This window comes from Sphingobacterium thalpophilum (assembly GCF_901482695.1).
Classification (GTDB): Bacteria; Bacteroidota; Bacteroidia; order Sphingobacteriales; family Sphingobacteriaceae; genus Sphingobacterium; species Sphingobacterium thalpophilum.
In genome coordinates this window covers 2,175,912-2,200,573 of sequence record NZ_LR590484.1, presented here as the reverse complement: position 1 = coordinate 2,200,573, position 24,662 = coordinate 2,175,912, and the positions used below count along the sequence as shown (strand labels likewise).

General features: G+C 44.5%; 18 protein-coding genes. 6 read left to right on the top strand and 12 right to left on the bottom strand.

Features of this window, described 5'->3' with window-relative positions:
* Window positions 1–37 precede the first annotated feature (37 nt).
* Window positions 38–559: a 30S ribosomal protein S16 gene (locus tag FGL37_RS09390; RefSeq protein WP_028071837.1), complete on the bottom strand. Its 522-nt coding sequence runs from the start codon at window positions 557–559 to the stop codon at window positions 38–40.
* 77 nt (window positions 560–636) lie between these two features.
* Window positions 637–1,560, bottom strand: coding sequence for a hypothetical protein (locus FGL37_RS09385; protein ID WP_028071836.1), 924 nt, complete (start codon window positions 1,558–1,560; stop codon window positions 637–639).
* A gap of 111 nt (window positions 1,561–1,671) precedes the next feature.
* Between FGL37_RS09385 and FGL37_RS09380 the strand changes: the two genes are divergently transcribed.
* Both FGL37_RS09380 and FGL37_RS09375 read left to right on the top strand, forming a co-directional pair.
* Window positions 1,672–5,022, top strand: coding sequence for a UvrD-helicase domain-containing protein (locus FGL37_RS09380; protein WP_138096761.1), 3,351 nt, complete (start codon window positions 1,672–1,674; stop codon window positions 5,020–5,022).
* Window positions 5,023–5,029: 7 nt separating this feature from the next.
* A complete protein-coding gene (locus FGL37_RS09375; protein WP_051607288.1) occupies window positions 5,030–7,909 on the top strand; it encodes a PD-(D/E)XK nuclease family protein in 2,880 nt (959 codons plus the stop codon).
* 129 nt (window positions 7,910–8,038) lie between these two features.
* Here the strand turns inward: FGL37_RS09375 and FGL37_RS09370 are convergent, their stop codons facing one another.
* From FGL37_RS09370 to FGL37_RS09360, 3 genes are all read right to left on the bottom strand, one after another.
* Window positions 8,039–8,908, bottom strand: a complete 870-nt coding sequence (locus tag FGL37_RS09370; RefSeq protein WP_028071834.1) for a cupin-like domain-containing protein — start codon at window positions 8,906–8,908, stop codon at window positions 8,039–8,041.
* Window positions 8,909–9,339: 431 nt separating this feature from the next.
* Entirely contained in the window at window positions 9,340–10,110 is a 771-nt protein-coding gene (locus FGL37_RS09365; protein WP_028071833.1) for a uroporphyrinogen-III synthase, read from the bottom strand.
* 11 nt (window positions 10,111–10,121) lie between these two features.
* A complete protein-coding gene (locus tag FGL37_RS09360) occupies window positions 10,122–11,093 on the bottom strand; it encodes a DUF4271 domain-containing protein (RefSeq protein ID WP_051607287.1) in 972 nt (323 codons plus the stop codon).
* Window positions 11,094–11,212: 119 nt separating this feature from the next.
* Here FGL37_RS09360 and FGL37_RS09355 point away from each other — a divergent pair, with 119 nt between their 5' ends.
* The gene (locus FGL37_RS09355) at window positions 11,213–11,779 is read left to right on the top strand and encodes a DNA-3-methyladenine glycosylase I (protein WP_028071832.1); all 567 of its coding nucleotides are present in this window, start codon (window positions 11,213–11,215) and stop codon (window positions 11,777–11,779) included.
* 47 nt (window positions 11,780–11,826) lie between these two features.
* Here FGL37_RS09355 and hpt read toward each other — a convergent pair whose 3' ends face one another.
* Together hpt and FGL37_RS09345 are read right to left on the bottom strand one after the other, a co-directional pair.
* Complete coding sequence (hpt, locus tag FGL37_RS09350) at window positions 11,827–12,366, bottom strand: hypoxanthine phosphoribosyltransferase (RefSeq protein ID WP_028071831.1); 540 nt, start codon at window positions 12,364–12,366, stop codon at window positions 11,827–11,829.
* 43 nt (window positions 12,367–12,409) lie between these two features.
* Window positions 12,410–14,626, bottom strand: a complete 2,217-nt coding sequence (locus FGL37_RS09345; RefSeq protein ID WP_051607286.1) for a biosynthetic peptidoglycan transglycosylase — start codon at window positions 14,624–14,626, stop codon at window positions 12,410–12,412.
* Between the two features lie 194 nt (window positions 14,627–14,820).
* Here FGL37_RS09345 and FGL37_RS09340 point away from each other — a divergent pair, with 194 nt between their 5' ends.
* Complete coding sequence (locus tag FGL37_RS09340; protein ID WP_028071830.1) at window positions 14,821–15,882, top strand: Mrp/NBP35 family ATP-binding protein; 1,062 nt, start codon at window positions 14,821–14,823, stop codon at window positions 15,880–15,882.
* A 174-nt stretch (window positions 15,883–16,056) separates the two neighbouring features.
* Here FGL37_RS09340 and FGL37_RS09335 read toward each other — a convergent pair whose 3' ends face one another.
* The 5 genes from FGL37_RS09335 to FGL37_RS09315 form a co-directional block, all read right to left on the bottom strand.
* Window positions 16,057–16,824: an exodeoxyribonuclease III gene (locus FGL37_RS09335; protein ID WP_028071829.1), complete on the bottom strand. Its 768-nt coding sequence runs from the start codon at window positions 16,822–16,824 to the stop codon at window positions 16,057–16,059.
* 30 nt (window positions 16,825–16,854) lie between these two features.
* The gene (locus tag FGL37_RS09330) at window positions 16,855–17,613 is read right to left on the bottom strand and encodes a peptidylprolyl isomerase (protein WP_037534294.1); all 759 of its coding nucleotides are present in this window, start codon (window positions 17,611–17,613) and stop codon (window positions 16,855–16,857) included.
* A gap of 3 nt (window positions 17,614–17,616) precedes the next feature.
* Window positions 17,617–17,964 (bottom strand): hypothetical protein, encoded by a 348-nt coding sequence (locus tag FGL37_RS09325; protein WP_028071827.1) that lies wholly within the window; start codon window positions 17,962–17,964, stop codon window positions 17,617–17,619.
* A gap of 174 nt (window positions 17,965–18,138) precedes the next feature.
* Complete coding sequence (locus tag FGL37_RS09320) at window positions 18,139–18,579, bottom strand: low molecular weight protein-tyrosine-phosphatase (protein WP_028071826.1); 441 nt, start codon at window positions 18,577–18,579, stop codon at window positions 18,139–18,141.
* A gap of 192 nt (window positions 18,580–18,771) precedes the next feature.
* Window positions 18,772–20,322: a Do family serine endopeptidase gene (locus FGL37_RS09315; RefSeq protein WP_028071825.1), complete on the bottom strand. Its 1,551-nt coding sequence runs from the start codon at window positions 20,320–20,322 to the stop codon at window positions 18,772–18,774.
* A gap of 232 nt (window positions 20,323–20,554) precedes the next feature.
* Here FGL37_RS09315 and dapF point away from each other — a divergent pair, with 232 nt between their 5' ends.
* Both dapF and FGL37_RS09305 read left to right on the top strand, forming a co-directional pair.
* Window positions 20,555–21,334 carry a diaminopimelate epimerase gene (dapF, locus tag FGL37_RS09310; RefSeq protein ID WP_028071824.1) on the top strand — a complete coding sequence of 260 codons (780 nt, stop codon included), beginning with the start codon at window positions 20,555–20,557 and terminating at the stop codon, window positions 21,332–21,334.
* A gap of 94 nt (window positions 21,335–21,428) precedes the next feature.
* Window positions 21,429–24,314 (top strand): DEAD/DEAH box helicase, encoded by a 2,886-nt coding sequence (locus tag FGL37_RS09305; protein ID WP_028071823.1) that lies wholly within the window; start codon window positions 21,429–21,431, stop codon window positions 24,312–24,314.
* The last annotated feature ends 348 nt before the right edge of the window (window positions 24,315–24,662 follow it).

Below are 24,662 nucleotides of genomic sequence, written 5' to 3'. Positions count from 1 at the left end.
GGATTGAGTCGGCTTTCTCGAATACTTTATGAAAGAATTAACCTTCAGTTTCTTCTGATGCTGGAGCTTCAGCTTCCTCTGCCGCAGGCTCTTCTGCTACAGGAGCATTTTTAGCAGCTACAGCAGCAGCAATTTCTTCTTTTTTCTTTGCTTCAGCAGCCAAAGCAGCTTTCTTCACTTCTGCTTTAGATTGAGCTAAACCATCTTTTTTACCAGAGATTCTAGCTTCCTGAGCTTCAACCCAAGCATTGAATTTAGCTTCAGCAGCAGCTTCATCAAAAGCACCTTTTTTTACACCACCTTGCAAGTGTTTTTTGTAAAGAACACCTTTGTAAGAAAGGATAGCACGTGCAGTATCAGTAGGTTGTGCACCTTTATTCATCCAATCCAAAGCTTTCTCAAAATCCAGAACGATAGTTGCAGGATTTGTGTTTGGGTTGTAAGAACCAATACGTTCGATGAATTTACCGTCACGAGGAGCGCGAGAATCCGCTACGACTACATGGTAAAAAGGACGTCCTTTTTTACCGTGTCTTTGCAATCTGATTTTAGTTGCCATTTTGTAATTTTATTTTATGTATTCAACATATCCCCCGAGCTTCATGCTAGAGGGGACGCAAAGATAGTGATTTTTTTTTATTCGTAAACATAATTTAATGAAAGTGCACCAAAAGTGACATTCTTAAGCTCCTCAAAATCACCTTTCAGCACATAATCCATCGCAGTAGCTTTTCCGCCGGCATCCAATGTAAGGTTGACATCCGTTTTCTTTGTCCAGTCCGGCTGGGCTTCGCTCTCCGACCAGCCTTCAACCAGACTGCCAAAAAAAGCATTTGGAAGATTTTTAGAAACCGCCTGATTGATATCGACCGGATTAAACCCCATTTGTCTATAAATAGGATGAAGCGGATTTACTGTAGTAGCATATTGATAAAATTGAAAAGCTGTCAGATTGAGCGTATAATTCGCCGGAATATCGGGAAATGAGGTGACGGATAAAAAGCCTTTAGATTGCTGTATATTATCGCCTTGGTACACATACGTCACCTCCTCCTCACGTTCAATTTCCTGATACGGGATCTTCCACTTTCTGAAGATAATCTTTGTTGGCACAGACAAACCCGAAGCATAAGAATATGTGCTCAATACAATACCTTTAAGTAGTGATTCAGTTCCCGTACTGCTCACCCCTCCGCTCATGGGTGACTGCTTAATGTACAGGCTGTCGAGCACAACACGCGTAAGACGCCTTTGTTCATCCCAATGGTAACTTAAGCGGACGATTCTTTCCGAGTTCATTCCGTTCATTTGGCCTTTGAAAGCGATACGTGAATAATCAACTCGTCCGTTTGCTCCATAATGAAAGAGCTCATCATTTAATTTTATAAGACGTCCTTGGTCGTCATATTGAAATGCATAGGTAGTTTGTTTAAAACTCTGGCCAGATTGCTGCGCAACTTTTAATAATACGAGTCTGCTATCTCCTTTTCCATTCTTATCTTTTTGACAGGAATAAATAAACAGACTGCCGAACAGGAGGATATAAACAAAGTATTTCATAAAACGGTATTTTCGGTTAACAAATCAGAAACAAATTTAAATATATTTTTCCAAAATAAAATTATAGCGCCCATTTTTGCCAATTCACTTTTTACTTTCTACCTTCATTCCATGAAATCTGTCGCGCCATTAAAAATACTAAAAGCTTCGGCTGGTTCGGGAAAAACTTTTAGCTTAACCTTGCATTACCTGAGCTTATTGCTATCCAATGAAAATAGCTACAGGGAGATTCTCGCCGTCACCTTTACCAATAAGGCTACCGCCGAAATGAAAGAACGCATCCTCTCGGTTCTCCACGGTCTGGCGACGGGAGACACATCGGCTAAAATCGAAGATTTCAGAAAGCTTCTCTTGCAGCAGTACCCAGACTGGAACTCATACTTGATCCAGGAAAAATCATTTCGTGTATACCGTCGGATATTACATGATTATAGCCATTTTACGATCAGCACGATTGACGGATTCTCCCAAAAAGTGATCCGCGCGTTTACCTATGAGCTCAATCTGGACGCCGCATATAAAATTGAGATGAATGTCAACAAAGTGAAAAAGGATCTGACCATCATGCTCAACCAGCTCCTGGACGAACGCCCCGATCTTCTGGATTGGATCATCGCCTACGCGGAGAAAAAGATAGCGAAAAACGAAAACTGGAACTATCGCCAACAGTTAATGGGACTGGCCAGTCTGATCTTCTCCGAAAACTTTCAGGAATTTGATGGATATATCAACTCCGCCAATCCCAGGGAAGTTTTCAATCTGCTGAATCAGGAGATCGACCAGAAGATACGTGCATACACTGAAGCTCTATCCTTGAGTATCGAAACGTTTGGGGAAACCTGCAAAAAGTTTAACCTAACAGAAAGTGAACTTAAAGGAAAATCGCGCAATAAGCTCTTCTCAGCCAGTAAGGTCAACAAGAATGTGGATAAACTCAGTGCTTCGGAAATCGCCAAGCTCTTAGATAAATATGTACAGTTAATCGACAACGAAAATGAGTTTACCGACAGCGACAAAAATGTCCGTTATGACCTGATGGCAGCCTTCACTCCGATTCTGCAGTCTTTTCAGACTTTACAGGAAAGCCTGCCTGCATTTATCGCCTACCAAGCTGTACAGAACAACCTCTATTACTTACGTCTGCTTAAAGAGATGAGCGATCTACTGACCCAATGGCGCAAGGACAACGGTGCCCAGCTTATTTCAGACTCTCAGCTATTATTGAACAAACTCGGCCTTGACGAAAACAGCGACCCCACCTTTATCTGGGAGAAAATTGGAAACCGCTTTAATTACTTTCTGTTTGATGAGTTTCAGGATACCTCCCGTATCCAGTGGAAAAACTACAGTCCTCTATTGATCAACGCTCTTGCTGATGCCACAGGCAGCCTAAGTGAGCACCTGATCGTCGGCGATGTCAAACAGAGTATCTACCGCTGGCGCAATGGGGACTGGCGGATTTTGCTGCAGCAGGTCGAACAGCAAATCGGCGCGGCTTTTCACCTCGCCGAGCAGACCAAATCTGCCATTGTTGAAAATGGCAGCCTCGATACAAATTTCAGAAGCCTGCCGAACATCATTACGCTCAACAATTACCTGTTCAGCACGATTCCCGGACAGCTGCAGCGGTTGCTCAACGAAAAAGTATATGAGAGCCTAGACCAGGCTGGCAAGGACTGGTGGAACAGCTCAGGCAATGACAGCATGCTCGTACAGGCTTATCAAAACAGTCAGCAGGAAATACCGGAACACAAGAAAAACCAGACCGATAAACTGGGCTCCATCGAAATCGCATACCTTCCGGTGGCCGATGGCCGCTACCGCAGAAACCAGGTCGTGGAGCAATCCCTGCAGATGCTCTGCGAAAAAATAAGGGAATGGCTTCTGACGCAACGATACGAGGCTGGGCAGATCGGTATCCTCGTGCGTAGCAACGCCCAGGCCAGACTGGTGATCCAAAAGCTGATGGATTTCAAAAAAGAGCATCAGCTATCGCTGGAAGTGATATCTGGTGATGCCCTGTCGCTGGCCAGCAACGATGCGGTGCTCCTGCTGGTCGAAACGCTGAAGGCGCTGGTATATAACTCAGACAAGCATAGCATCCATAAAGCAAAAATGGTCTACCTGTACCAGGCCATTCAGCAAAAGGTACTGCCACAGGAGGCCTGGCTGAGATTTGCCGCCAACGACATCCGGGCGCTGGACGGTTTTCTGCCTCAGCCTCTGATTGATTCCTGGGAAAGTTGGCAAAAACAACCGCTGGTGCACTTGATCGAAAAGCTCATTGAAATCTATGGACTCACCTCAGCCCACAACATACACCTCCCCTACCTTCTGGCATTCAAGGATATGATTTCAGCATTTTCAGCCAACGGCGAGCGCGGAATTGTCCAGTTCCTGGAATTCTGGGAAGAAGATGGAAACCGTGCTGTTCTACCCTCTAATGGTGACATCAACGCCATCGAGGTAAGTACCATACACAAATCCAAGGGACTTGCTTATGATGTCGTCATGCTGCCCTTTTGCTCCTGGGATCTGGACGGAATGATTAATGGGGACTTCTGGATCGACACATGGGATACACCTTTTGCGCAGTTGGGCAAAATCCCGATAAAGTATACATCCACAGTCGGCAAATCCCTGTTTTTCAAACAGTATTTTGAGGAGATGTTATTCAACTATATGGATGCACTCAATACATTTTATGTGGCCACCACGCGCGCGGTTGAGCACCTCTATATTACTGCCCCGGCGTTTAAAGAATCGGTGGACAAAAAAACGGGAGAAATCACAGGTTACGACCTCAAAAATGAGTATATCAGCGATATATTGTACCAGGTACTCGACTCTCCTGAATCTCCCTTTCCCCTGACCGACGCGGCGCTTCATATCGATCAGGTCATCAGGCGCGAAAAAAAAGACAGCGCCGACGAGCAGATTGTGTCGTTGGAATCCTATCCGATTTCCAGAGCACTGGAAATGGCACTGGAAAAATCCAGTACCCGCAGTGTCAATGACATTATGATGCTTGAAAAAGCAGCTCAGTATGGTATATTGGCACATGAGATTATGTCTCAGATCTCCAAAGAGAAGGACATCCCCAAACTCGTGCATCAATTCATTCAGGCGGGTGTCCTCTCGAAAGAGGACGAACCTTTCCTGATGCAGGAGATCAACCAGATCTGGCATCACCCGATCATCAACGGTTGGCTCACCGGAAAGTATAAAATCTGGAATGAAGCCAGCATTATTACCTCCGAAGGTGAGACCATCCGGCCGGACAAAGTCTTTACTTCCAAGGAAGAGACCATCGTGCTCGATTTTAAGTTCACGCAGACGGACTACGTCGGCCACAAATATCAAGTAGACAACTACAAAAAGAATCTGGAGAATCTGGGCTATCGCAATGTTAAGGCCTACCTGTACTATGCGAAATCGAATCAGTTAATTGAAGTAAAATAAATTCACGATGCAGACAGCCTTTTTAAAATTAGTAGCAGAAGATATCAAAAGACGTTTCGGCAACGATCTGAGCGAGATTGCCATCGTGTTTAATAACAAGCGGCCCATCACCTACCTCAAAAAACACCTAGCCGATGTATATGGGCAGGCGATCTGGTCCCCACAGTTTTTTACTATCCAGGAATTTTTCAAACGGTCGACAGAGGCAACCGAGGCCAGTCCATTGGGTCAATTTTTCCTGCTCTTCAACATCCACAATGAGCTCCTGGCGGCAGAAGGCAAAGAAGCAGAGACCCTGGAAGAATTTTACCCTATTGCAGAAATTATATTAAGCGATTTTGGGCAGCTGGATTATGACCTGGTTCCGATCCAGCAGATCTATATGGAGCTCTACGACAATACGAAAATTGATATTGCATTTCAACACTTGACGCCCGAACAACAGGGCTTTATACGGCAGTTCTGGCAGGCCTTCTCGATTGCAGGGCATAGCGGTGTGCAAGAGCGTTTCCTACAGCTCTGGAAACGGCTTCCTGTATTATACGACCGTTTCAAGGAAAGACTAAAATCACTAAATCAGACCAATTACCCCACCATATACCGGGAGCTGGCCGAAGGCAGAGCCGCAGCGCAGGACTTTATTGCCTCTTTTCAGCAGGTTCTATTCGTCGGCTTTAACGCCCTGAATAAAGCGGAGGCCAAACTCTTCAAGCAATGGCAGGAGGAAGGACGTGCACTATTTTACTTTGATGCGGATGCTTACTATCTGGAAGACAACATGCAGGAAGCCGGCTTGTTTATCCGCCGAAATATCTTCCAGACCGGATTGGTCAATGCGCTGGGTGACAGCCCGAATATCATTGGCAATAGAACTTCCACGGTAAATCTGTATGCAAGCACCGGCAAAATAAGCCAGACAAAGTTGCTGTATGATATTCTACAAAGCCAGCATTCGGAAGATAAAACAGCAGCCATCTTACTTGCAGACGAAAATCTGCTGGTCCCATTGCTGCAGAGCTTACCGGATGTCAATCCCAATATTACGACCGGATACCCGCTGACACAGTCCCCCATATACGGTATACTGGACCTGTGGATGGAGGTACACCTTGAGATCTCCCAATTCAAAAGGCGTAAGATCTCTTATCAAATTGTCGAGACCTTTATCAATCATCCCCTGACATTGGTTCCGCTACAGGATAAACTAAAGATACAAAAGGAAATTGCGGACAAACAGCTATTTGAAATCCCGCTGGAGGAATTGACATTCAAAAGCTGTCTGCCCCGATTTTTTGTCCCTATTGCCGATGCCGCTCAGCTGATCCCCTCGCTTGTCCAAATAATCGAGGATCTGCTGCACAGCATTTCCTCCCGGGAACGCATCCGCCAGATTGACAACAACCTCCTGATGGAGACCAAGAAAACACTGAACCAGCTGCTGCTGGGATTCGAGACACTTGCTCCTTTAAGCATCAGTTTTCAGATCGGCCTAATCAAAAAAGCCATTTCGCCGATAAATTCAGCCATCGAGGGTGACCCGCTCAAAGGAATACAGATTATGGGGCTGCTCGAAAGCCGCTGTTTAAACTTTGACAACGTCTTTATACTGGGAGCCAACGAAGGCGTTTTACCCAAGACATCCAATTCACCAACCTTTATCCCCAATAGCTTAAGGAGCGCCTACGGCCTGCCGGTACTAGAAAATCAGGACGCTTTGTCGGCCTACCTGTTTTACCGGCATTTCCAGTACAGTGAAGGGATACATATTTTTTATAACGGTCTTGTGGATGAGAGCTCAACAGGAGAAGAAAGCCGATTTATCAAACAGCTCGAGTTTGAAAGCAAGTTTCGTTTCGAACGGAAGGTGCAACAGCAGCCAATTCAATTTGCAGACAAAGCAGCAGAGATCATTGTCGAGAAAAACGGACCAGTATGGGAAAAGATGTACGAGGACTTTATTGTGCATCAAAAAAGAATATCAGCAACAGCCTTGACGACCTATCTACAGTCTCCGCTACAATTTTTCCTAAAACATATCGCCAATATAAAAGAGCCACCTTCCATCTCACAGGAGTTTGAAATGAACAAGCTTGGAACGGTCATCCACAATGTCATGGAAAAGATATTCCTACCCTTCAAAGGGCAGGAAAATTTCACATCCACAGCAGTTCTTCGCCGGCACTTCGACCAGATAGAACCTTTTGTCCTCCGCGAGATTGGCCTCCAATACCAGACAACTGTCGAAGGGATCGAAGATTTGAATAGCCTACAACGGATTATGCTCAAGATCGCCAGTGAGTATGTGAAAATGTATCTTGAGCACGACATCAGTAATTACAAAGCGTTCCGCATCATCGAACTGGAGAATGATACAGACTATGTACTGCCCTTTCCCATTACAGTCGACGGAAAGGAAGCACAGGTGACACTATACGGTATCATCGACCGTGTGGATGAAGTCGTCACGCATGACGAGCGTATCATTAGCCGGATTGTCGACTATAAGACCGGTGGCGACTCCGTCACGTTCAAAGACATACAACAGGTATTTGGGCCTAATACGGAAAATAAAGCGATGGTACAGACCTTGTTTTATGCCTATGTTTTTGAACAAAAAACAGGTCGGAAGGCACTTGAGCCACACTTGTATGTCGCAAGGAAGATGAGGGAAGAAGGTACCTTATTCCATGGAAAGGAAGGTGTTCTAACCGCTGAGTTTTTGGCATTCCAGAAGGATAATTTTGTCCAATTTCTGCGAAATATACTCAACGAAATTTTTGATCCGGCAATACCCTTTAAACATCATCCGGATGCGGTCATCTATCCAAGTGATCCCTATACGCTCTTCTATAGGGACGCGAGCAAAAGCCCCGAAGCCGAAGAATAGAATGGGCGCATCACGTTAGGAGGCTCGGCCACCAAATAAAGGGCTGAAAAGCAAAACGACGTATCCGAAGAATTTTAGGTTATCGAGAAACAAAAAGAGGCATCCGAACTTTCTGGATACCTCTTTTTGTTAACGTTTATTTCTTTTGATCGCATTATTTGCGCGGCGTTTGGCGGTATTGATTTTATACTTGAACCAATGTTCCTTGAAGATCTTCCGCATCGTATTATCAAAATGCCTTGTGATAAAGAGATTACGGGCACCCTTGAGCTTTTCACTGATGGAATTGGCAAGGGCCCTTACCGAAATGGAGTACCCTTCGGTTTCATACTGAATATAGTGCCACCAACCGGCCGGCATATATAAGGTTTCTCCGGGGTGGATCACGGCTTCATAGCCCTCCAGATACTTAATGCCCGGAAACTCCTCTTCGTTGCTGTATTTCGGATTGGCAATGCTATGAAAGTTGTACGGCAGTTTGTACATCAGATCCGACTGATCGTTGGGGAAAAGCCAAATCCGTTTGAGCCCCTGAAACTGCGATATAAACACGTGCGACATGTCGATATCAAAGTGATTTCTGGTGCTTGAACCTTCTCCGCCAAAAAACATGAATGGCAACCATTGCAAGACTTTACCACCAGTGACGTCATTGTAAATCACGTCCTGTTTAAGTTCGGGCCTTATTTTGAGCAGATTGAACAGAAACAATCGCAATTCGGTTGGCTCTTTACTGATCAGATCCAAGTATTCTGCAAATGTCATTTGTCCAACTGGTGCGCTGGCAGCGCGGTCCATCGACTCTTCTTCTTTGCCGTAGACATCGATCTTAATATCCCCGGCAATCTCCTTAAAATAGTCATAATTCCATTTCTTCCATGCAGGACTATCAGCACTGATGAAATCTGTTATCACCACCGGAACTCCTGGTTTCAGATAGTTCTTTAAAAAGTCTTCTGGTTGAATGCCCGAAATTTTATCAACTTGCTTTAACTTCACGACTGACTAATTTTGCTTACTTACAAACATAAAAAATATTTCTGCCAAATTTTAAAAATAACGCATATAGCTTATCTTTAATTGGAACAAATAGTTCCGCCACAATTTAATAGAAATATAATTAAAATCTCAATGACATCCGTCACTTTTCTTACATTTTGACCCAAGCAGTTCCCTTCGTCAGCAAAATAAATAGTCCAATAAAGCGGCTATTCCCGTGCAGATATCAACAGCAATAATAACCCGCTAAAGGCAATTTCCAGCTAATAATTGACCGTCCGCTGATAGATGCCTTAACGAAAACCGGATCAATAATAAGACCCGGGCCGTGCTGATACTTTAAATGCAAAACATGGATCAATGAACATGCTCAGGCAGAAAAAAAGGGTTTTAAAAAACCCTCTTCTATTTCTGGCCTTCATTAAAGGCAATTATTTGTTTACTTTTTTGATATAGTCTTCCACGGCCATAGTCATGCTTGGCGCTTTCGGCGTGGGCGCTGGAATATCCAAAATCAACCCATGATCCAAAAGAGCCTGTTGCGTCGAAGCACCAAAAGCGGCAATACGTGTATTATTCTGCTTAAAATCTGGAAAATTCTCATACAATGACTGAACGCTGGAAGGGCTAAAAAACACGATAATATCGTAAAATACGTCTTTTAGATCGCTAAGGTCGCTGACTACTGTTCTGAATAGAACTGCTGGTGTAAATTTATAGCCATTTTGCTGTAACCAGTTGCTTGTCTCTTCATTCGCAACGTCCGAACATGGGAACAGGAAGTTTTCAGTTTTGTGTTTTTTTAGCACCTCTTCCAAATCTTTGGCGGTCTGCTTTCCAAAGAATATTTTTCGTTTTCTATATTGAATATACTTTTGTAGATAGAGCGCGATTGTCTCCGAAATACAGAAATACTTCATGTCTGCCGATACCTCAAACCGCATCTCCTCGCATATCCTAAAAAAATGATCTACCGCATTTCTGCTCGTAAATATAACCGCAGTATAATCCGCTAAATTAATTTTATCCCTACGCACATCTTTGGCAGGAACTCCTTCTACGTGTATAAAACCTCGAAAGTCTAATTTTAACCCGTATTTCTTTGCTAAATCATAATAAGGGGACTTATCGTTTTCAGGTTTTGGTAAAGTAACCAGTACACTTTTTACCTTCTTTGCTCTTTCTACGTCTGAAGTTTGCATATTAACCAGTTTTAGCTCAATAATCTTAACAGTATTAATATTGGTGCTATTTCTAGGCAACAAAGGTACAAAATTAAATAGGAAATTGAAAATTTATACATTGACATAATATGAGCCGCCGTTTTGAGAAACCGGTACATAAACAGCAATATTGCTCCACCAATAGCGATATGGAGTACCACGCCTACCGTCGGTAAAGATACGAGGCTCAGGATCAGCAACACCGGCAACATTAAAAAAAGGGTGTTAAAGTAAATCAGATACAACACCGTGACATACTCCTTCACTAGCTTCCCGATTTCAAAAACAAAAGATAAAAATCGGATAAAGCCGATTTTCAATGCAAACAGCCCGCCGACCATACCGACGGTCTTGATATAGTTGGGGAATGTAATGAGATCAAAGCGGTTTAATTCATAAGCATAAAACAGACTCACAAACAACCCTATAGCCCCAGAAAACAGGATAAACAAAAATATAAACGGCCAGGAGGTCAGAATGGTGTCCTCTTTGCTCACCGAAAGCAACACCCGATCATCAAAATACCCTTGAAAAACCAGCTTAATATCCGAAGGGAAGAAGATGCGGATCAGGCCTACCCCAAAGATTAAGAAAAGACTGGTAAATAAAATCCAATTTTCCCGATGCGGCTTAGGCGTACCATACTGTCTTTCAAAAAGATTTTTCTCGGGCCTCCCGTGAAAATATTGCAAGACGTCGGTACGATATATATTATGGACAAGCAGATTGCCCCCTTTTATTGTAGTGATCTGATATTGCTTTTGAAACGCGGGATTCAGGGAAGCCAACACTTGCTGATTTGCGGAGGGAACGGAATCGGCCCGCAGTGTTGTACTATCCGGTAAGACCAAGCTGTCTGGGGCAGCCTTACGCTGTGCCCCTCGCTGTGCGTGGAGACCCGAGACAGAGAATACTAGTAAAAAGATAAATAGAATATGATATTTAAAGACGTTAACTTCCATTGAATACACTGTTTCTTTTCGGCGATGTAGAAAATCACAGGCCATTTAAACGCGAAACTCTTTTATGGTCGTAAAGTTAGGATAAAAAGTTATATTGCATCCAAAAATATTCAAGGAACATGCACAAAGAGCTAATACGCTGCCAGTGGTCAGGATCGGATAAGCAGTATATGGATTATCATGACAACGAATGGGGGCGACAGGTTAAAGACGATAAAACGTTATTTGAGTTTTTGATATTGGAATCGGCTCAGGCCGGATTAAGCTGGATTACAATTTTACGTCGGCGGTCAGCCTACAAAGAGGCTTTTTCGGACTTCGATGTCGATAAAGTGGCGGCCTATACCGCTCAGGATGTAGATGCACTCCTGCAAGACTCGGGTATCATCAAACATCGGAATAAAATTGAATCCACCATCACAAACGCGCAGTTGTTCAAAAAAGTGCAGGCCGAATTCGGCAGTTTTTACGACTATCTGTATACCTTTCTGCCGGAGGGACAGCCGCTAATCAACCATTGGGAAAGTTTATCACAGGTTCCTGCGACGACAGCGATATCCGATAAGATCGCAAAGGATATGAAAAAAAGGGGATTCCGGTTTTTCGGTTCCACGATCTGTTATGCCTATATGCAAGCCGTAGGCATGGTCAATGACCATATTGAAAGCTGTTCATTTAAATTTTAATTGATCCGCCTAAGATTTCTTCCGCATCCCTGGATGTGGAAGAAATCTTAGGCGGGCACATTTTTATAGATGTCGGGAAGATTACGACAAAGGCCATTATAGTCCATACCGTACCCGACGACAAACTCCTTGCTAATTTCAAATCCGACATAGGTCAGCTCTTCGAAATGATATTGCAGTGCTTCGGGTTTCACTAGCAGGGCACAGGCAATGACACTCGCCGGATTTAAACGTTTTACAGCATCCAGCGTATGTTTCAGTGAATGACCAGAATCGACAATATCCTCCACGATAATGACATCGCGTCCTTCCAGATCGATACCGAGACCCAAAAGTTCATTCAGCTCCGATTGGCCGGTACCTATATAAGAAGCCAGTTTAATGAAAGACATCTCACAGGGCACTTCGATCTGTTTCAACAGGTCGGCCATAAACATAAAGCATCCATTTAATACGCCGATAAAAACAGGCTGCTTATGCTCATACCGCAAACTAATATCTATCCCCATCAGACGAACCCGTTTCTGAATCTGCTCTTCTTCAAATAGTGGTTCAAAAACCAATCCGTCAATTTCAATTTTTTTCATTCTATTCTGATTTTCATCGTCGATGAGAACCCAGGTTCTCTATTTACTCTTCCCGTTTTTGCTCGCGTTTGGAGTCCTTGTTATCTTCACTGTTGTCCTTCCCCTCTTTCTCCTCTTTGTTGCGCCCCAGTAAGCGGTCAAACAACGACCGTTTGGGTTTTTCTTCTTCAGCTGACGCCTCCTGTCCCTTTTTTGTCAGGGGCATCTTTTTCAGATTTTGAGGGACGGATACACTTTCCAGGCTGCTCGCCGGCGTACCGCCGCCAAGATCGTCAAACAACAGCGGATCCTCTCCCATGTCGATCGTTTCTACGGAGTCTGCGACCGCAGGTCTCGGCGGGCGCAAGTGCGGCTGCAGCAGCACCTCATAAAAGCCATAATTGGACGTAGTTGAATCCACACCGATCTGCCCCGTTTTGGTCATAATATGACCGTAGGTATTGAAATAGCGCAGCATATTTCCTTTCAGGTGGCCTGTCCAGTCGAAAAAGTTCAGCCCTTTTTTCGGGCGCGGAACAATACTAGATAAAAAGATGCTCTCCCCTAGCCCCAATTGTGCTGGCGTCTTTCCAAAATAATAACGGGCTGCCTCGGTAATACCGTATACATTATTGCCCCATTCAATGACATTCAAGTAGACTTCGTACATCCGTTTTTTGCTGACCTGCTGAGAGCGTTCCATCAGCCAGACCAACAAGATCTCTTCCAGCTTCCGGACCACCGTCTTATTGCGGTTTAAAAACACGTTCTTAACCAATTGCATAGAGATTGTACTGGCTCCACGTTTAAAACCTTTTTCTTTGATGTTTGTCACTATCGATAGCTTGAAAGCTTTTTCCTCAAACCCCTTATGACGGAAGAAAAACGGATCCTCGGTGTTGATCAAACTGATCTGCATATAACGGGATATCTGATCCAGCGGCGTGAAGTTGGGATTCTGAGGCCCTACAACGATTTCGCGCATAGGTTTGCCGTCTTCATAGGCGGTATACGTAAAAGGTGTATTGAGCATTGCTATATTAGCCTCGCCCCACTTGATCACGCGGAGGTCCTTATCGTCCATCCTAGAAGAGAAAAGCAGGTTCTCCGGCCGCTTCAGCTGTAGGGCAAAATTCAGGTCATATTGGATATGTCCCTCAACCTGAATACCATTCAGGCCCGGAAATAAGCCCGTTGGCATCGCGTCGAAAAAATCCTGCGCTTTTATTCTTTCGGTATGGATAGCCAGGAAAATCTCCTTCTCCGGCTTATGCATATACTTGACATAGGGCGAAAACACGAAGTCTTTGACCTGAACAGTGCTTTCCTTACTGATTTCCATAGAGGACGCACCGATATTGAGGCTTCCCTGCATGGTCGCTTCGGGAAAGATCACATCGTTACTGGATATGCGCCAGTGATTAAGCTTGAGGTTCTTAAATCCCCATTGACCATGCAGCTCCAGCAATTCTTTATTCCGCCGGTGCGCCTTGTCCAGGCGAAAGGAGATTTCATCAAAACTCACGGCAAGACCAAACTTCCGCTGCAAAAGGGGAAGATTTACTTCTTTTTTGTCCGAAAATAAGCGTAAATCACATTCTTGATTATCCGAATCTATTGTTCCGGTAAGATTCCATGCGGCCTCATGGTCATTTAAGAGAAATTTCGATTCCAGATCGCCACCATCGATCACAGCCGATGGAACGACAATACGCTGCGAGGTGCTATCGTCCCGGTAAGAAAGCTCAAAATTTTTAAGATCTAAATCGTTGGGCACCTTAAAAAACACATTCTTGAGCAACCGGTCCGCCAGCGCCGCCAGATTCTGCTTTGGATTGTCATTTTCCACGGTATCTTTTTTCTGCTTCTTGAACAGAAAGTCATAATTGCTTATCGAGTCTTTCTTGACCAATGACACCATACCATTGTCCAAGATCACCTGCCCCAGCTTAACATCCCCAAAAAGAAGAGGCCATAGCTTAACCGACACCGTCAGGTCATCAATTTGCGCCAAAGGTGCGCGATTTCTGGGTAGTAGCTGTATATTTTTAAACTGTACAGCGTTCATACCCTGAAAAGCGTAATATTGGATTTTCAGGTCCATATCATACTTTTCCAGCAACTTGGCCTTCGCTTTATTGATTGCGCCCATGAGCATGCTATCCCTCTTTTGATAGGCATAGGTCCCAACCACGACAACCAAAATCAAGAAAACAGCAAAAGTTATATAAAGCCACCGCCACTTGCGGGACTTCAGAGATGTTATAAACCGATTGGACATAAATACAATTTAATGCAAATCCATGCATATCAACAGTCAAACTTAGATAAATTTGCTTTTATATACAATTATAATTGCGCGCAAACGACCGACCAACTGGCACCACTGGTCTTCGGCCATTAAAAACAAACAGATGACAGGAAATTGCGCCGCATTGAGTAGCTTTGTATTCCATGATTTCAAATGAATACTAGATGGTTACCAAAGAACAAATATTAAACGCATTATCCTATGTTGAAGAGCCTGATTTAAAGAAGGATCTTGTAACATTGAATATGATTCAGAATATTCAGATTGAAGAGAATAAAGTGAGCTTCGACGTCATATTAACCACGCCTGCCTGTCCATTAAAAGATCATATCGAACACGCCTGCCGAAATGCCATTACACATTTCGTTGACAAAAATCTTGAGGTATCGATCAATATGACTTCAAATGTCATTGCAAGGCAGGGAGCGCAAGTCGCTGGCATCAAAAACATTATTTTGGTGGCATCCGGCAAAGGCGGCGTCGGCAAATCTACCGTTGCGGCCAATTTAGCACTGGCTTTACAGGCGAAGGGAGCTAAAACAGGCTTGCTGGATGCGGATATCTATGGCCCCTCCCTACCAATTATGTTTGGTCTGGAAGGCGCCAAGCCGGGATCTGTTGAAATGCCGAATGGACAGGTAAAAATAGAGCCTTTGGAAAAATTCGGCCTAAAACTATTATCCATAGGCTTTTTCACTGATCCCAATCAACCGATTCCGTGGCGTGGCCCAATGACAACATCGGCCATCAAGCAACTTTTCAATGATGCCAACTGGGGCGAACTGGACTATCTGATCGTAGACATGCCGCCGGGGACCGGAGATATCCACATTACCGTATCTCAGACCTTCCCGATTGCCGGAGCCGTTATTGTCACGACACCACAACATGTGGCCCTGGCCGACGCTGTGAAGGGTATCGGCATGTTTCTGATGGACAGCATCAATATCCCCTTATTGGGGGTAGTGGAAAATATGGCCTATTTTACACCAGCAGAACTGCCAGACAACAAATACTATATTTTCGGGAAAGACGGCGGAAAGCGTTTGGCCGAAGAATATAAAGTGCCGTTTTTGGGTGAGATCCCCTTGCTGAAAGGGATATCTGACGCCGGAGACAACGGCTTTCCGGTCGCGATAGATGCCGAAGACCCTGTTACAAAGTCCTTCCTGTCCATTGCGGAGAAAGTTGCACAGCAGCTGTCCATTATCCACAGCCGTGGCTAGCTATCGGACAGTACAGAAGCTCTGCAATCTGTAGACATAAATCGGTCATGCTCACGCGAGCGTGCAACGGTGTTCGCAGCACCCTGTGTTCTGTCAGGCCAATTAGAACAACAGTTCAAATAAAAAAAGCTTTCGTGATCGCGAAAGCTTTTTTTATTCGAGTAATACCTTGACCTATACATCAAGTTCCAATAGCACAGGACAATGGTCCGAATGCACGGCGTCCGCCAAAATTTTTGACGTACGGATCCGTGTCTCCAAAGGCTTTGACACCATATTATAATCGATGCGCCAGCCTAAGTTGCGTGCCCGCGCTCCGGCGCGGTAGCTCCACCAGGTATAGTGATGAGGATCTGGATTCAGGTGGCGAAAAGAGTCAATATAACCCGAGTTGATGAAATTTTCCATCCATTCGCGCTCTTCAGGCAGGAATCCCGAAGAATTTGCATTGGACTTTGGATTATGGATATCAATAGCACGATGGCAGATATTATAATCCCCACAGACAACCAGATTTGGCTTCTCGACCAGAAGCTTATCACTATATTGTTGAAAATCGTCCAGAAAGCGGTATTTAAATTCCTGCCGCACATCGCCGGTTGTACCGGACGGGAAATAGGTGCTCATCACCGAAACCTGACCGAAATCAGCACGGATGATACGACCTTCAAAGTCATAGTCTTCATGACCGCAACCATATTCGACATGTGCGGGAGATATCTTGGTGAAGAGAGCGACACCACTATACCCTTTTTTCTGTGCTGGATACCAGTAATGTTCATAGCCCATCTCTTCCAGCAGTACCACTTCCGGTATCTGATCTGGAGAGGCCTTGATCTCCTGAAGACACACAACATCCGCATCCACGCCCTTGAGCCATCCCAGCCAGTCCTTCTTTAGCGCTGCACGCAACCCGTTCACATTATACGTTACTATTTTCATTGTTTAGATAGGGGTATTGGATTTAACAAATTAATAGTCCTTTGAGGAGAAAAGATCACCGATTTTGGTAAAGAACCCCGTCTTCGGTTTGAGTCCCTGTAACTCACGTTCCAGATTCAAGGCTTCACGCCTTGTCAGTACGTGCATGCTCATCTTTTGATCCACTTCTGGCCGGTCATGTTTATCAGTCTTCACAGCCGCTATTTGGTCGATGATATCCACGCCTTTCACAAGCTCTCCAAAGACGGTATAGTTCCAGTCCAGATGAGGTGTTCCGCCGATGGTGGTATAAGCCTGCCGTTGCAGGTCCGAGAATTTCTTCCCGTTCATCCGCGTTTTCTCCAGACGGTCCAGGTCCTCTGCGGTGAATACTTTGCCTTGAACCAGGTAAAACTGAGAACCCGAAGATGCCTTTGCCGGATTATTGTCACGGGCGGCACCTATCGTACCTTTCTTGTGAAACAGCCCATCCTGAATTTCCGCCGGAATGGTATAGCCCGGACCACCATTACCCAGCTGCGCTCCACCCACAGCATTTTTTGAGTCCGGATCGCCGCCCTGAATCATAAAGTTCTGGATAACCCGATGGAAAAGCATACCATCGTAATATTTGCTTTTCGCAAGCTTTACAAAGTTGTCCCGGTGTTTGGGCGTCTCATTGTAGAGGCGCAGTACACAGGTCCCCTTGTCGGTGACGATCTGCACATATTTATAAACAGGTGTGGCCGCAAAAGTGAGTGTATGCAGTAAGCAACAAACGGCTATCAGAGAAACTTTTAAAAATCTCATGTTTTAAATGACGTTTAATTCTTCAAAATAATCAATAATCAGGGATTTGATGATAAGCTCCTGTTCCAACAGGGTATAATTGGGGATAGGTTTTACCAGTTCCCAATGTGGCCAGCCCTGTTCATCCAGACCTTTTAGGCTATAGAATCCCATAGCACTAAAAAGCCGACAAGTCGCAATATGCATCAGCTCTTCCTTCTCCCTCTTCGAGAAGTTTTGGGGCCCCTTCCCCAATTCCTGTACACCAATAAGGAATAGACAGACCTTGATGTCAGGTTTTTCCATATCAAATAAAGAAGCTATTTCCGCCTGTAGAATAGCCCACTTCTTGTTTACTTCTGCTGCTTTCATTTTATTTTTTTAATCAGTCAGGATGTGTTGATCCGAACATACAACATACGCACAACCGCCGTTCAGTGCAGCATGCAGTGGATATAACCACCTGTCATCCCGGTATAGCCCCGTTCGGCAATTATCGAACAAAATAATATTAATTTGTCGATGTCGAGGTAATATGAATGTCATTTAGGCCAAAGATAGTTCCGCAATTACTTCCTCACAACGCTGATTGATCATCTGAAAAACCGGATCAAATAGCTGGTCGTCAAAATAGGGATCCGGCACGATATCATCGTTTAAGAACAGCCTGACCTTGTTGAGGTCTTCCTGATTCTCCGCTTGCGCGCATACGTCCGCAAAATTTTGCCGGTCCATCACAAAAATATAATCATACTCCTGAAAAAAAGCCGGGTTAAAATGCCTCGCCCGCTGCGCGGATATATCTACGCCATATTTTTTGGCGACGGCAATGGCCCTACGGTCTGGCGCTTCGCCGATATGCCAATCACCGGTACCGGCGGACTCAATCACCCAATTCAGCTGTTTATCTTTTACTTTTTGTCTCAATATTCCGTGAGCCAGCGGCGAACGGCAGATATTTCCCAAACAAACCATTAAAATTTTCATTCCTATATTTTTTTAATTGTTGTAGCCAACACAACAGCACCCCCCGACTTCCTGATACCGGATCATCCGGCTGTGACCTGTTTTAATTACGCAAATTAACTAAACTTAAAACCATTAAAAGAAAAAAAGGTGGCCTAACCGGACGGTTAGTACCACCTAAACTATATTAATCAACCAATTCTTAATTCAGTTTTAGTACTCTACAGGGAAGCTCAATTGAACTGTACCGCCTTGAGGAGAAACACCTTTCAGACGTACAATATTACGTTGAGTTGCACCTAAAGCCATTTCAACATCGTCCACACTATTCACGGGTTTGCCATTGATTTCTGTGATGACAAGACCGCGTTCCACACCGAAATAGTCAAAGATACCACCACGGTTCACTTGCGTAACGACTACACCAGAATTTATGCCCAGTTCCTTTTTCTTAGCTGCTGACGCAGGAATGAAACTAGCCCCCAGTTTATTATAAATTTCAGTTGCGCTCTTCGAAGCTTTACCACTTGGGCCTGCAGACTTCACAGATTCCTCACCTTTCAAGGTTAAAGCAACCTGTTTTTCCTTACCATCGCGTTTGTAGGTGATATTGACTTTATCTCCCGGACGTAGACGGCCGATCGTTTCACTCAATACTGGCGAACCGGTAATCACTTTGCCATTGATTTTAGTTAAGATATCACCTTTCTTGATACCTGCAGCTGCTGCCGCTCCTCCACTAACCACATCCTCCACATACAGCCCGTTGATATCCGTAATACCTTTCTCTTCAGACAATTCAGGCGTGATCGGTCTATAGCTGACACCAATATAGCCGCGTTTAACATTGCCGAACTCGACAAAGTCATCTACGATCTTCTTCACCAGATTGACCGGGATGGCAAAACCATAACCGGCATATACACCCGTTGGAGAAGCGATGGCTGAGTTAATACCGATCAGCTCGCCGGAAGCATTGGTCAACGCTCCGCCACTATTACCTTTGTTGATTACCGCATCGGTCTGGATAAAGGATTCAATGGCCGAACTTACCGGAATCTGATCCTGCCCGCCACCGAAGGGGTTACCGCGTTGCTGTCCTTCTCTAAGGATACCGATATCACGGCCTGTAGCACTGACGATACCGGCCGTCACGGTGGACTGAAGCCCAAGCGGATAACCAAATGCCAGCACCCATTCACCGACATTGACATTGTCTGAGTTACCCAGCTTCACCACAGGAAGACCTTTGCCGGCCACTTTCAATAGGGCAATATCGGTATTGGGGTCACGACCGATTAACTTTGCTTCAAAACTACGTTTATCTGTCAGAACCACTTCGATTTTGTCTGCATCTTCGACCACGTGATTGTTTGTAACGATGTAGCCATCATCCGAAATGATGACACCCGAACCGGAAGCCTGTACAGGCTGCGCCTGCATCTGGCGGCGTCCACCACCTTGTGGCATACCGAAGAAATCCTCGAAAAAGTCAAACGGAGATCCCTGCTGTTGCTGTGATCCTTTTCTGGTATATGTCGTTTTGATATGTACTACACCCGGTGATACCGCCGCGGCGGCCTGTGTGAAATCAGGATTGCCTGTCGACGACATCACTCCTGTTGGATTATTGGCAAAATAAACTTTCTGTCTGTCTTCAAAAGACCTCACATCAATTTTTTTATTTTCAATAAGCTTGTAACCACCTAATGCTACTGCTCCACCGAAAACAGCTGTTAATAGCGTTAAACCGACCTTATTCATAAACTTATATCTATTTTTAAAATGTCTTAATATAAAGCTGATAATTTTTGCTCTTAAAATTACCGATTTTATTCGGATATGTTCAAATGTAATACCATTTCAAAACCTTCGGAAAATACGGCACGTTAAAAAATGTTAATTGGTAGACAAATACAATCATTTTAACAATTCTTAACTTTATATCGTTTTTTTGTAACAAAAAAACGTATTTTTGTTACTATAAATCAAGGCAATGGCATCGAAAATAAGATTTTCAAAATATCAGGGAGCAGGAAACGATTTCATTTTGATAGATAATCGCAACCAATCGTTTGACCGCGCCGACGAGGCGCTGGTAGCGAAGCTGTGCGACCGCCGTTTTGGCATAGGCGCAGATGGTCTGATGCTGCTTCAGGAGAAGGAAAATTATGATTTTGAGATGGTATACTACAATGCAGACGGCCGTGAAGGCAGTATGTGCGGCAATGGTGGCCGTTGTATAGTCGCCTTCGCGCGCGATTTGGGAATCATTACTGACAAAACTGTCTTTTTGGCAGTCGACGGCATACATCATGCTACCTTATCTCCCGACTTGGTCGATTTACAGATGATCGACGTCGACAGCTTCCAGCGTGATGGTGAAGCTTACATTTTACAGACAGGATCACCACATTATGTAGACTTCGTCACTGACTTACAGAAAAAAAATGTCTTTCAGGAGGGTTCGGCCATCCGCAATAACGATACCTACAAAAAAGAAGGGATCAACGTCAACTTCATCGAAAAAGAAGGCGAAGGCTATTTTCTCCGTACCTTTGAGCGTGGAGTGGAAGACGAAACCTATGCCTGCGGCACTGGAGCCACAGCAGCGGCAATGGCCGTAGCCCTGCAGCAAAATCTCGAAGGAAATATTCATATACCTATCCGTGTTCTGGGAGGACAGCTCTATATATCATTTCACAAAAAAGGAACACAGTTTACCAACGTCTTTCTCAAAGGACCGGCAGAATTTGTCTTTGAGGGTACTTTTTAATCCCTATTTTTTAAAATTTCATCGGAAAAATTGCGGTTAATGCTATATTTTATTGTATATTAGAAACCTTTATTTACAAGGTCCGCTATATTTAATGCAACAGTCAAAGTCATTTCCAGTATATAAAATTGTTTATTCTATCTGTGAGCATCCTTATTTAGGGTATCTTATTGAACCTCACATGGTTCAACTCAATCCCAATGGGACATACTCTTTGCGATATCAACGGATATTCAGCAATACCGTGGATGCTTATGCGGCTGAACTGGACGAAACCGACTACAAACTTATCCGGCTGCTGGACCAGATCGAACAGACCAATCTCATAAAAAAATATTATAAGAAAGCAATCCGGCCCGTGGATTTCTTCTCCAAGGTTTTTGATAAAAAATTGTACGATGTCCTGCGCCCAAAGATCGATGAGAAGATGATTCAGGTTTTTGAAGCCATCGGGCACAAGCCTCTCTTTATGATGAGCAAGGATGGCTACCCGGCAGATCAGGAAATCAAACTGGCGACATCCGCAGCATCCATACTCTTCCATTTCCGCCGGAATGAAGAGGAAACCCGCTACTTTCCGACGATCAAATACGAAGACCAGCGATTGGAGTTCATGTTTAAAAATGCCATCGTGCTCACTAACATTCAGGCTTGGCTACTGTTAAACAATACGCTGTATTACTTTGATCAGCCTTTGGAGGGCAAAAAATTAAGCCCTTTTCTCAACAAGAGATATATTTCGGTTGGCCGAAGCACCGAGAAGAAGTACTTTGAAACGTTTGTCTGTGGATTGATTGAACGCTATCATGTCTATGCCGAAGGTTTTGATATCCGGACGCACCAACATGAGGCCGTACCACTGCTGCGGCTGATCTATATCGAACATGGCGCCTCGCAACTGCAGCTGCAATTTCAATATGGTCCCCATATCTTTACTGCAGGGGCAGAGAATAAAGTAACCGTACGGATGGAATACGATGAGGCAAAAGACCACTACGTATTTCACCGTGTCAAACGTTCCCTTCAATGGGAAACGCAGCAGCAGGCCCATCTAAACGCACTGGGACTCGAAACGGCCGACCGACAGCTGGGATTACTAACTCCTGCCGCCACATCCGGAAAACCGGTCAATGTATTTGACTGGATGAACGCCCATCAGCAAGAGCTACAAGCTTTAGGCTTCCAGATCGTACAGGGGCATGAGGAAAAACGCTTTTTCATCGGGCACACTTCATTGGATATTTCTATCGATGAAGAAAATGACTGGTTTGATATCCGTGCTATTGCCAAGTTTGGCCCGTATGAAATACCATTTATCCAGCTCCGAAACCATATCTTAAATAATATCAAGGAATTTACGCTGCCAAATGGCGAGATTGCCATGATTCCCGAAGAATGGTTTGCGCAGTACAACCATCTTTTTCAGTTTTCGACAGACAAGCACGAGCTGAAGCTGAATAAGGTGCACATCGGCCTGCTTTTCGAAATCAGCGAGCATACACAGTTGGTGTTTAACCGAAAGTTGCAGAATCTGGCCAATTTTGAAGAGATTGTGGACATTCCCGAACCAAAACATTTCAAAGGCCATCTTCGCCCCTATCAGAAGGCGGGTTACAACTGGTTTAACTTCCTAAAACAATATAAATTTGGCGGCTGTCTTGCCGACGATATGGGGCTTGGCAAGACCGTCCAAACACTCGCCCTGCTACAACAACAAAAAGAAGAACGGCACAAGGATGAGCAAGTTAACACCTCGTTGCTGGTACTGCCGACCTCCTTGGTATACAACTGGCAGAAAGAAGCTCAGCAATTTGCGCCACAGCTTAAAATACACCTGCATACCGGCAATAACCGCATCAAAGACACTTCATTCTTTGCCAACTATGATCTAGTGATCACGACCTACGGCATCGTGCGCATCGATGAGGACATCCTCAGCAGCTTTTATTTTAACTACATCATTTTAGATGAAAGTCAAAATATCAAAAACCCAACATCAAAATCGTTTAAGGCCATAAAAAGTCTTAAAAGCAAAAACAAACTGGCTCTGAGCGGTACACCTGTCGAAAACTCTGTTTCCGACCTATGGGCGCAGATGCATTTTACCAATCCCGGATTGCTGGGCAGCTACACCTACTTTCAGAAGGAGTTTGTACATCCGATCGAAAAGAAAAAAGATGAGGAAAAGGCACAGCGGCTGCAAGCCATTGTCAAACCCTTTATCCTTAGACGTACAAAAGACCAGGTTGCCACGGAGCTGCCTCCCAAGACAGAGCAAGTGTTGTATTGTGAAATGACAGACAAACAAGCCGAACTGTATGAAACTGTCAAATCAGAATATCGAAATGCCATTCTGGATGGGCAGATGGACAACAAGCCGAAGTCCTCACAAATTGCGCTGCTGCAGGGACTCACCAAACTGAGACAGCTGGCCAATCACCCGAAGATGGTGGATGAAAACTTTATCGGCGATTCCGGAAAATTCGAAGCCGTTATCGACACCCTTGAAATGGTGATGCGCAGGGGAAACAAAGTCCTCATCTTTTCGCAGTTTGTCAAACAGCTCAATATCTTTAGGCAATATTTCGATAAGAAGGGCACCAATTACGCTTATCTCGACGGGGGAACCAAAAACCGGGATGAAGCCGTGTCCCAGTTCCGAAAAAATAACGACACCAAGTTATTTTTGATATCGATCAAAGCAGGCGGTGTTGGCCTCAACCTGATCGAGGCCGACTATGTGTTTATCCTGGACCCTTGGTGGAACCCCGCAGTGGAGCAGCAAGCCGTAGACCGCTCCCATCGGATCGGTCAGACCCGCAATGTATTTATTTATAAGTTTATCAGCAAAGATACTGTGGAAGAGAAAATACTTGCACTGCAAAACAAAAAGAAGTCCATCGCACAGAGCCTGATCACCACTGAAGAAAGTTTCATTAAATCGCTTTCTCAGGAAGATCTGCAGGAGCTTTTGGCCTAGGTGATCAGCTGTTTATGACAGCTGATCCGAAAATCATCGGTCATAAACAGATAGCAGTTTGTCTCAGACGCTTTACAAGCCAACATAGACTCCCTATATTGTATCGCGAACACAGAGCAGTTTATGGCAAAGTGTATGACATCTGCAATCTTGTGCTATGCATCGATAACAGACTGCATGCTGTTTCACATAGACTTCCTGCAGTTTGTCACCAACTCCCCCTCATATCCTGCAAACGTCTGGTAGTTGAGTGGTAACATACAGCAGTTTGCCCCTCTCTACAGGTACTTAGCCATAAACTACCATCACTTGAATCTGAACTTATAACCGTCTACCAACAACAAGGTG

Excerpts from the sequence above, each read along its gene's own strand:
- FGL37_RS09340 (WP_028071830.1), top strand. The coding sequence starts at position 14,821 with ATGGTTACCAAAGAACAAATATTAAACGCATTATCCTATGTTGAAGAG.
- FGL37_RS09335 (WP_028071829.1), bottom strand. The coding sequence starts at position 16,824 with ATGAAAATAGTAACGTATAATGTGAACGGGTTGCGTGCAGCGCTAAAG.
- FGL37_RS09345 (WP_051607286.1), bottom strand. The coding sequence starts at position 14,626 with ATGTCCAATCGGTTTATAACATCTCTGAAGTCCCGCAAGTGGCGGTGG.
- FGL37_RS09315 (WP_028071825.1), bottom strand. The coding sequence starts at position 20,322 with ATGAATAAGGTCGGTTTAACGCTATTAACAGCTGTTTTCGGTGGAGCA.
- FGL37_RS09320 (WP_028071826.1), bottom strand. The coding sequence starts at position 18,579 with ATGAAAATTTTAATGGTTTGTTTGGGAAATATCTGCCGTTCGCCGCTG.
- FGL37_RS09305 (WP_028071823.1), top strand. The coding sequence starts at position 21,429 with ATGCAACAGTCAAAGTCATTTCCAGTATATAAAATTGTTTATTCTATC.
- FGL37_RS09355 (WP_028071832.1), top strand. The coding sequence starts at position 11,213 with ATGCACAAAGAGCTAATACGCTGCCAGTGGTCAGGATCGGATAAGCAG.
- FGL37_RS09360 (WP_051607287.1), bottom strand. The coding sequence starts at position 11,093 with ATGGAAGTTAACGTCTTTAAATATCATATTCTATTTATCTTTTTACTA.
- FGL37_RS09325 (WP_028071827.1), bottom strand. The coding sequence starts at position 17,964 with ATGAAAGCAGCAGAAGTAAACAAGAAGTGGGCTATTCTACAGGCGGAA.
- hpt (WP_028071831.1), bottom strand. The coding sequence starts at position 12,366 with ATGAAAAAAATTGAAATTGACGGATTGGTTTTTGAACCACTATTTGAA.
- dapF (WP_028071824.1), top strand. The coding sequence starts at position 20,555 with ATGGCATCGAAAATAAGATTTTCAAAATATCAGGGAGCAGGAAACGAT.
- FGL37_RS09330 (WP_037534294.1), bottom strand. The coding sequence starts at position 17,613 with ATGAGATTTTTAAAAGTTTCTCTGATAGCCGTTTGTTGCTTACTGCAT.
- FGL37_RS09390 (WP_028071837.1), bottom strand. The coding sequence starts at position 559 with ATGGCAACTAAAATCAGATTGCAAAGACACGGTAAAAAAGGACGTCCT.
- FGL37_RS09375 (WP_051607288.1), top strand. The coding sequence starts at position 5,030 with ATGCAGACAGCCTTTTTAAAATTAGTAGCAGAAGATATCAAAAGACGT.
- FGL37_RS09365 (WP_028071833.1), bottom strand. The coding sequence starts at position 10,110 with ATGCAAACTTCAGACGTAGAAAGAGCAAAGAAGGTAAAAAGTGTACTG.
- FGL37_RS09385 (WP_028071836.1), bottom strand. The coding sequence starts at position 1,560 with ATGAAATACTTTGTTTATATCCTCCTGTTCGGCAGTCTGTTTATTTAT.
- FGL37_RS09380 (WP_138096761.1), top strand. The coding sequence starts at position 1,672 with ATGAAATCTGTCGCGCCATTAAAAATACTAAAAGCTTCGGCTGGTTCG.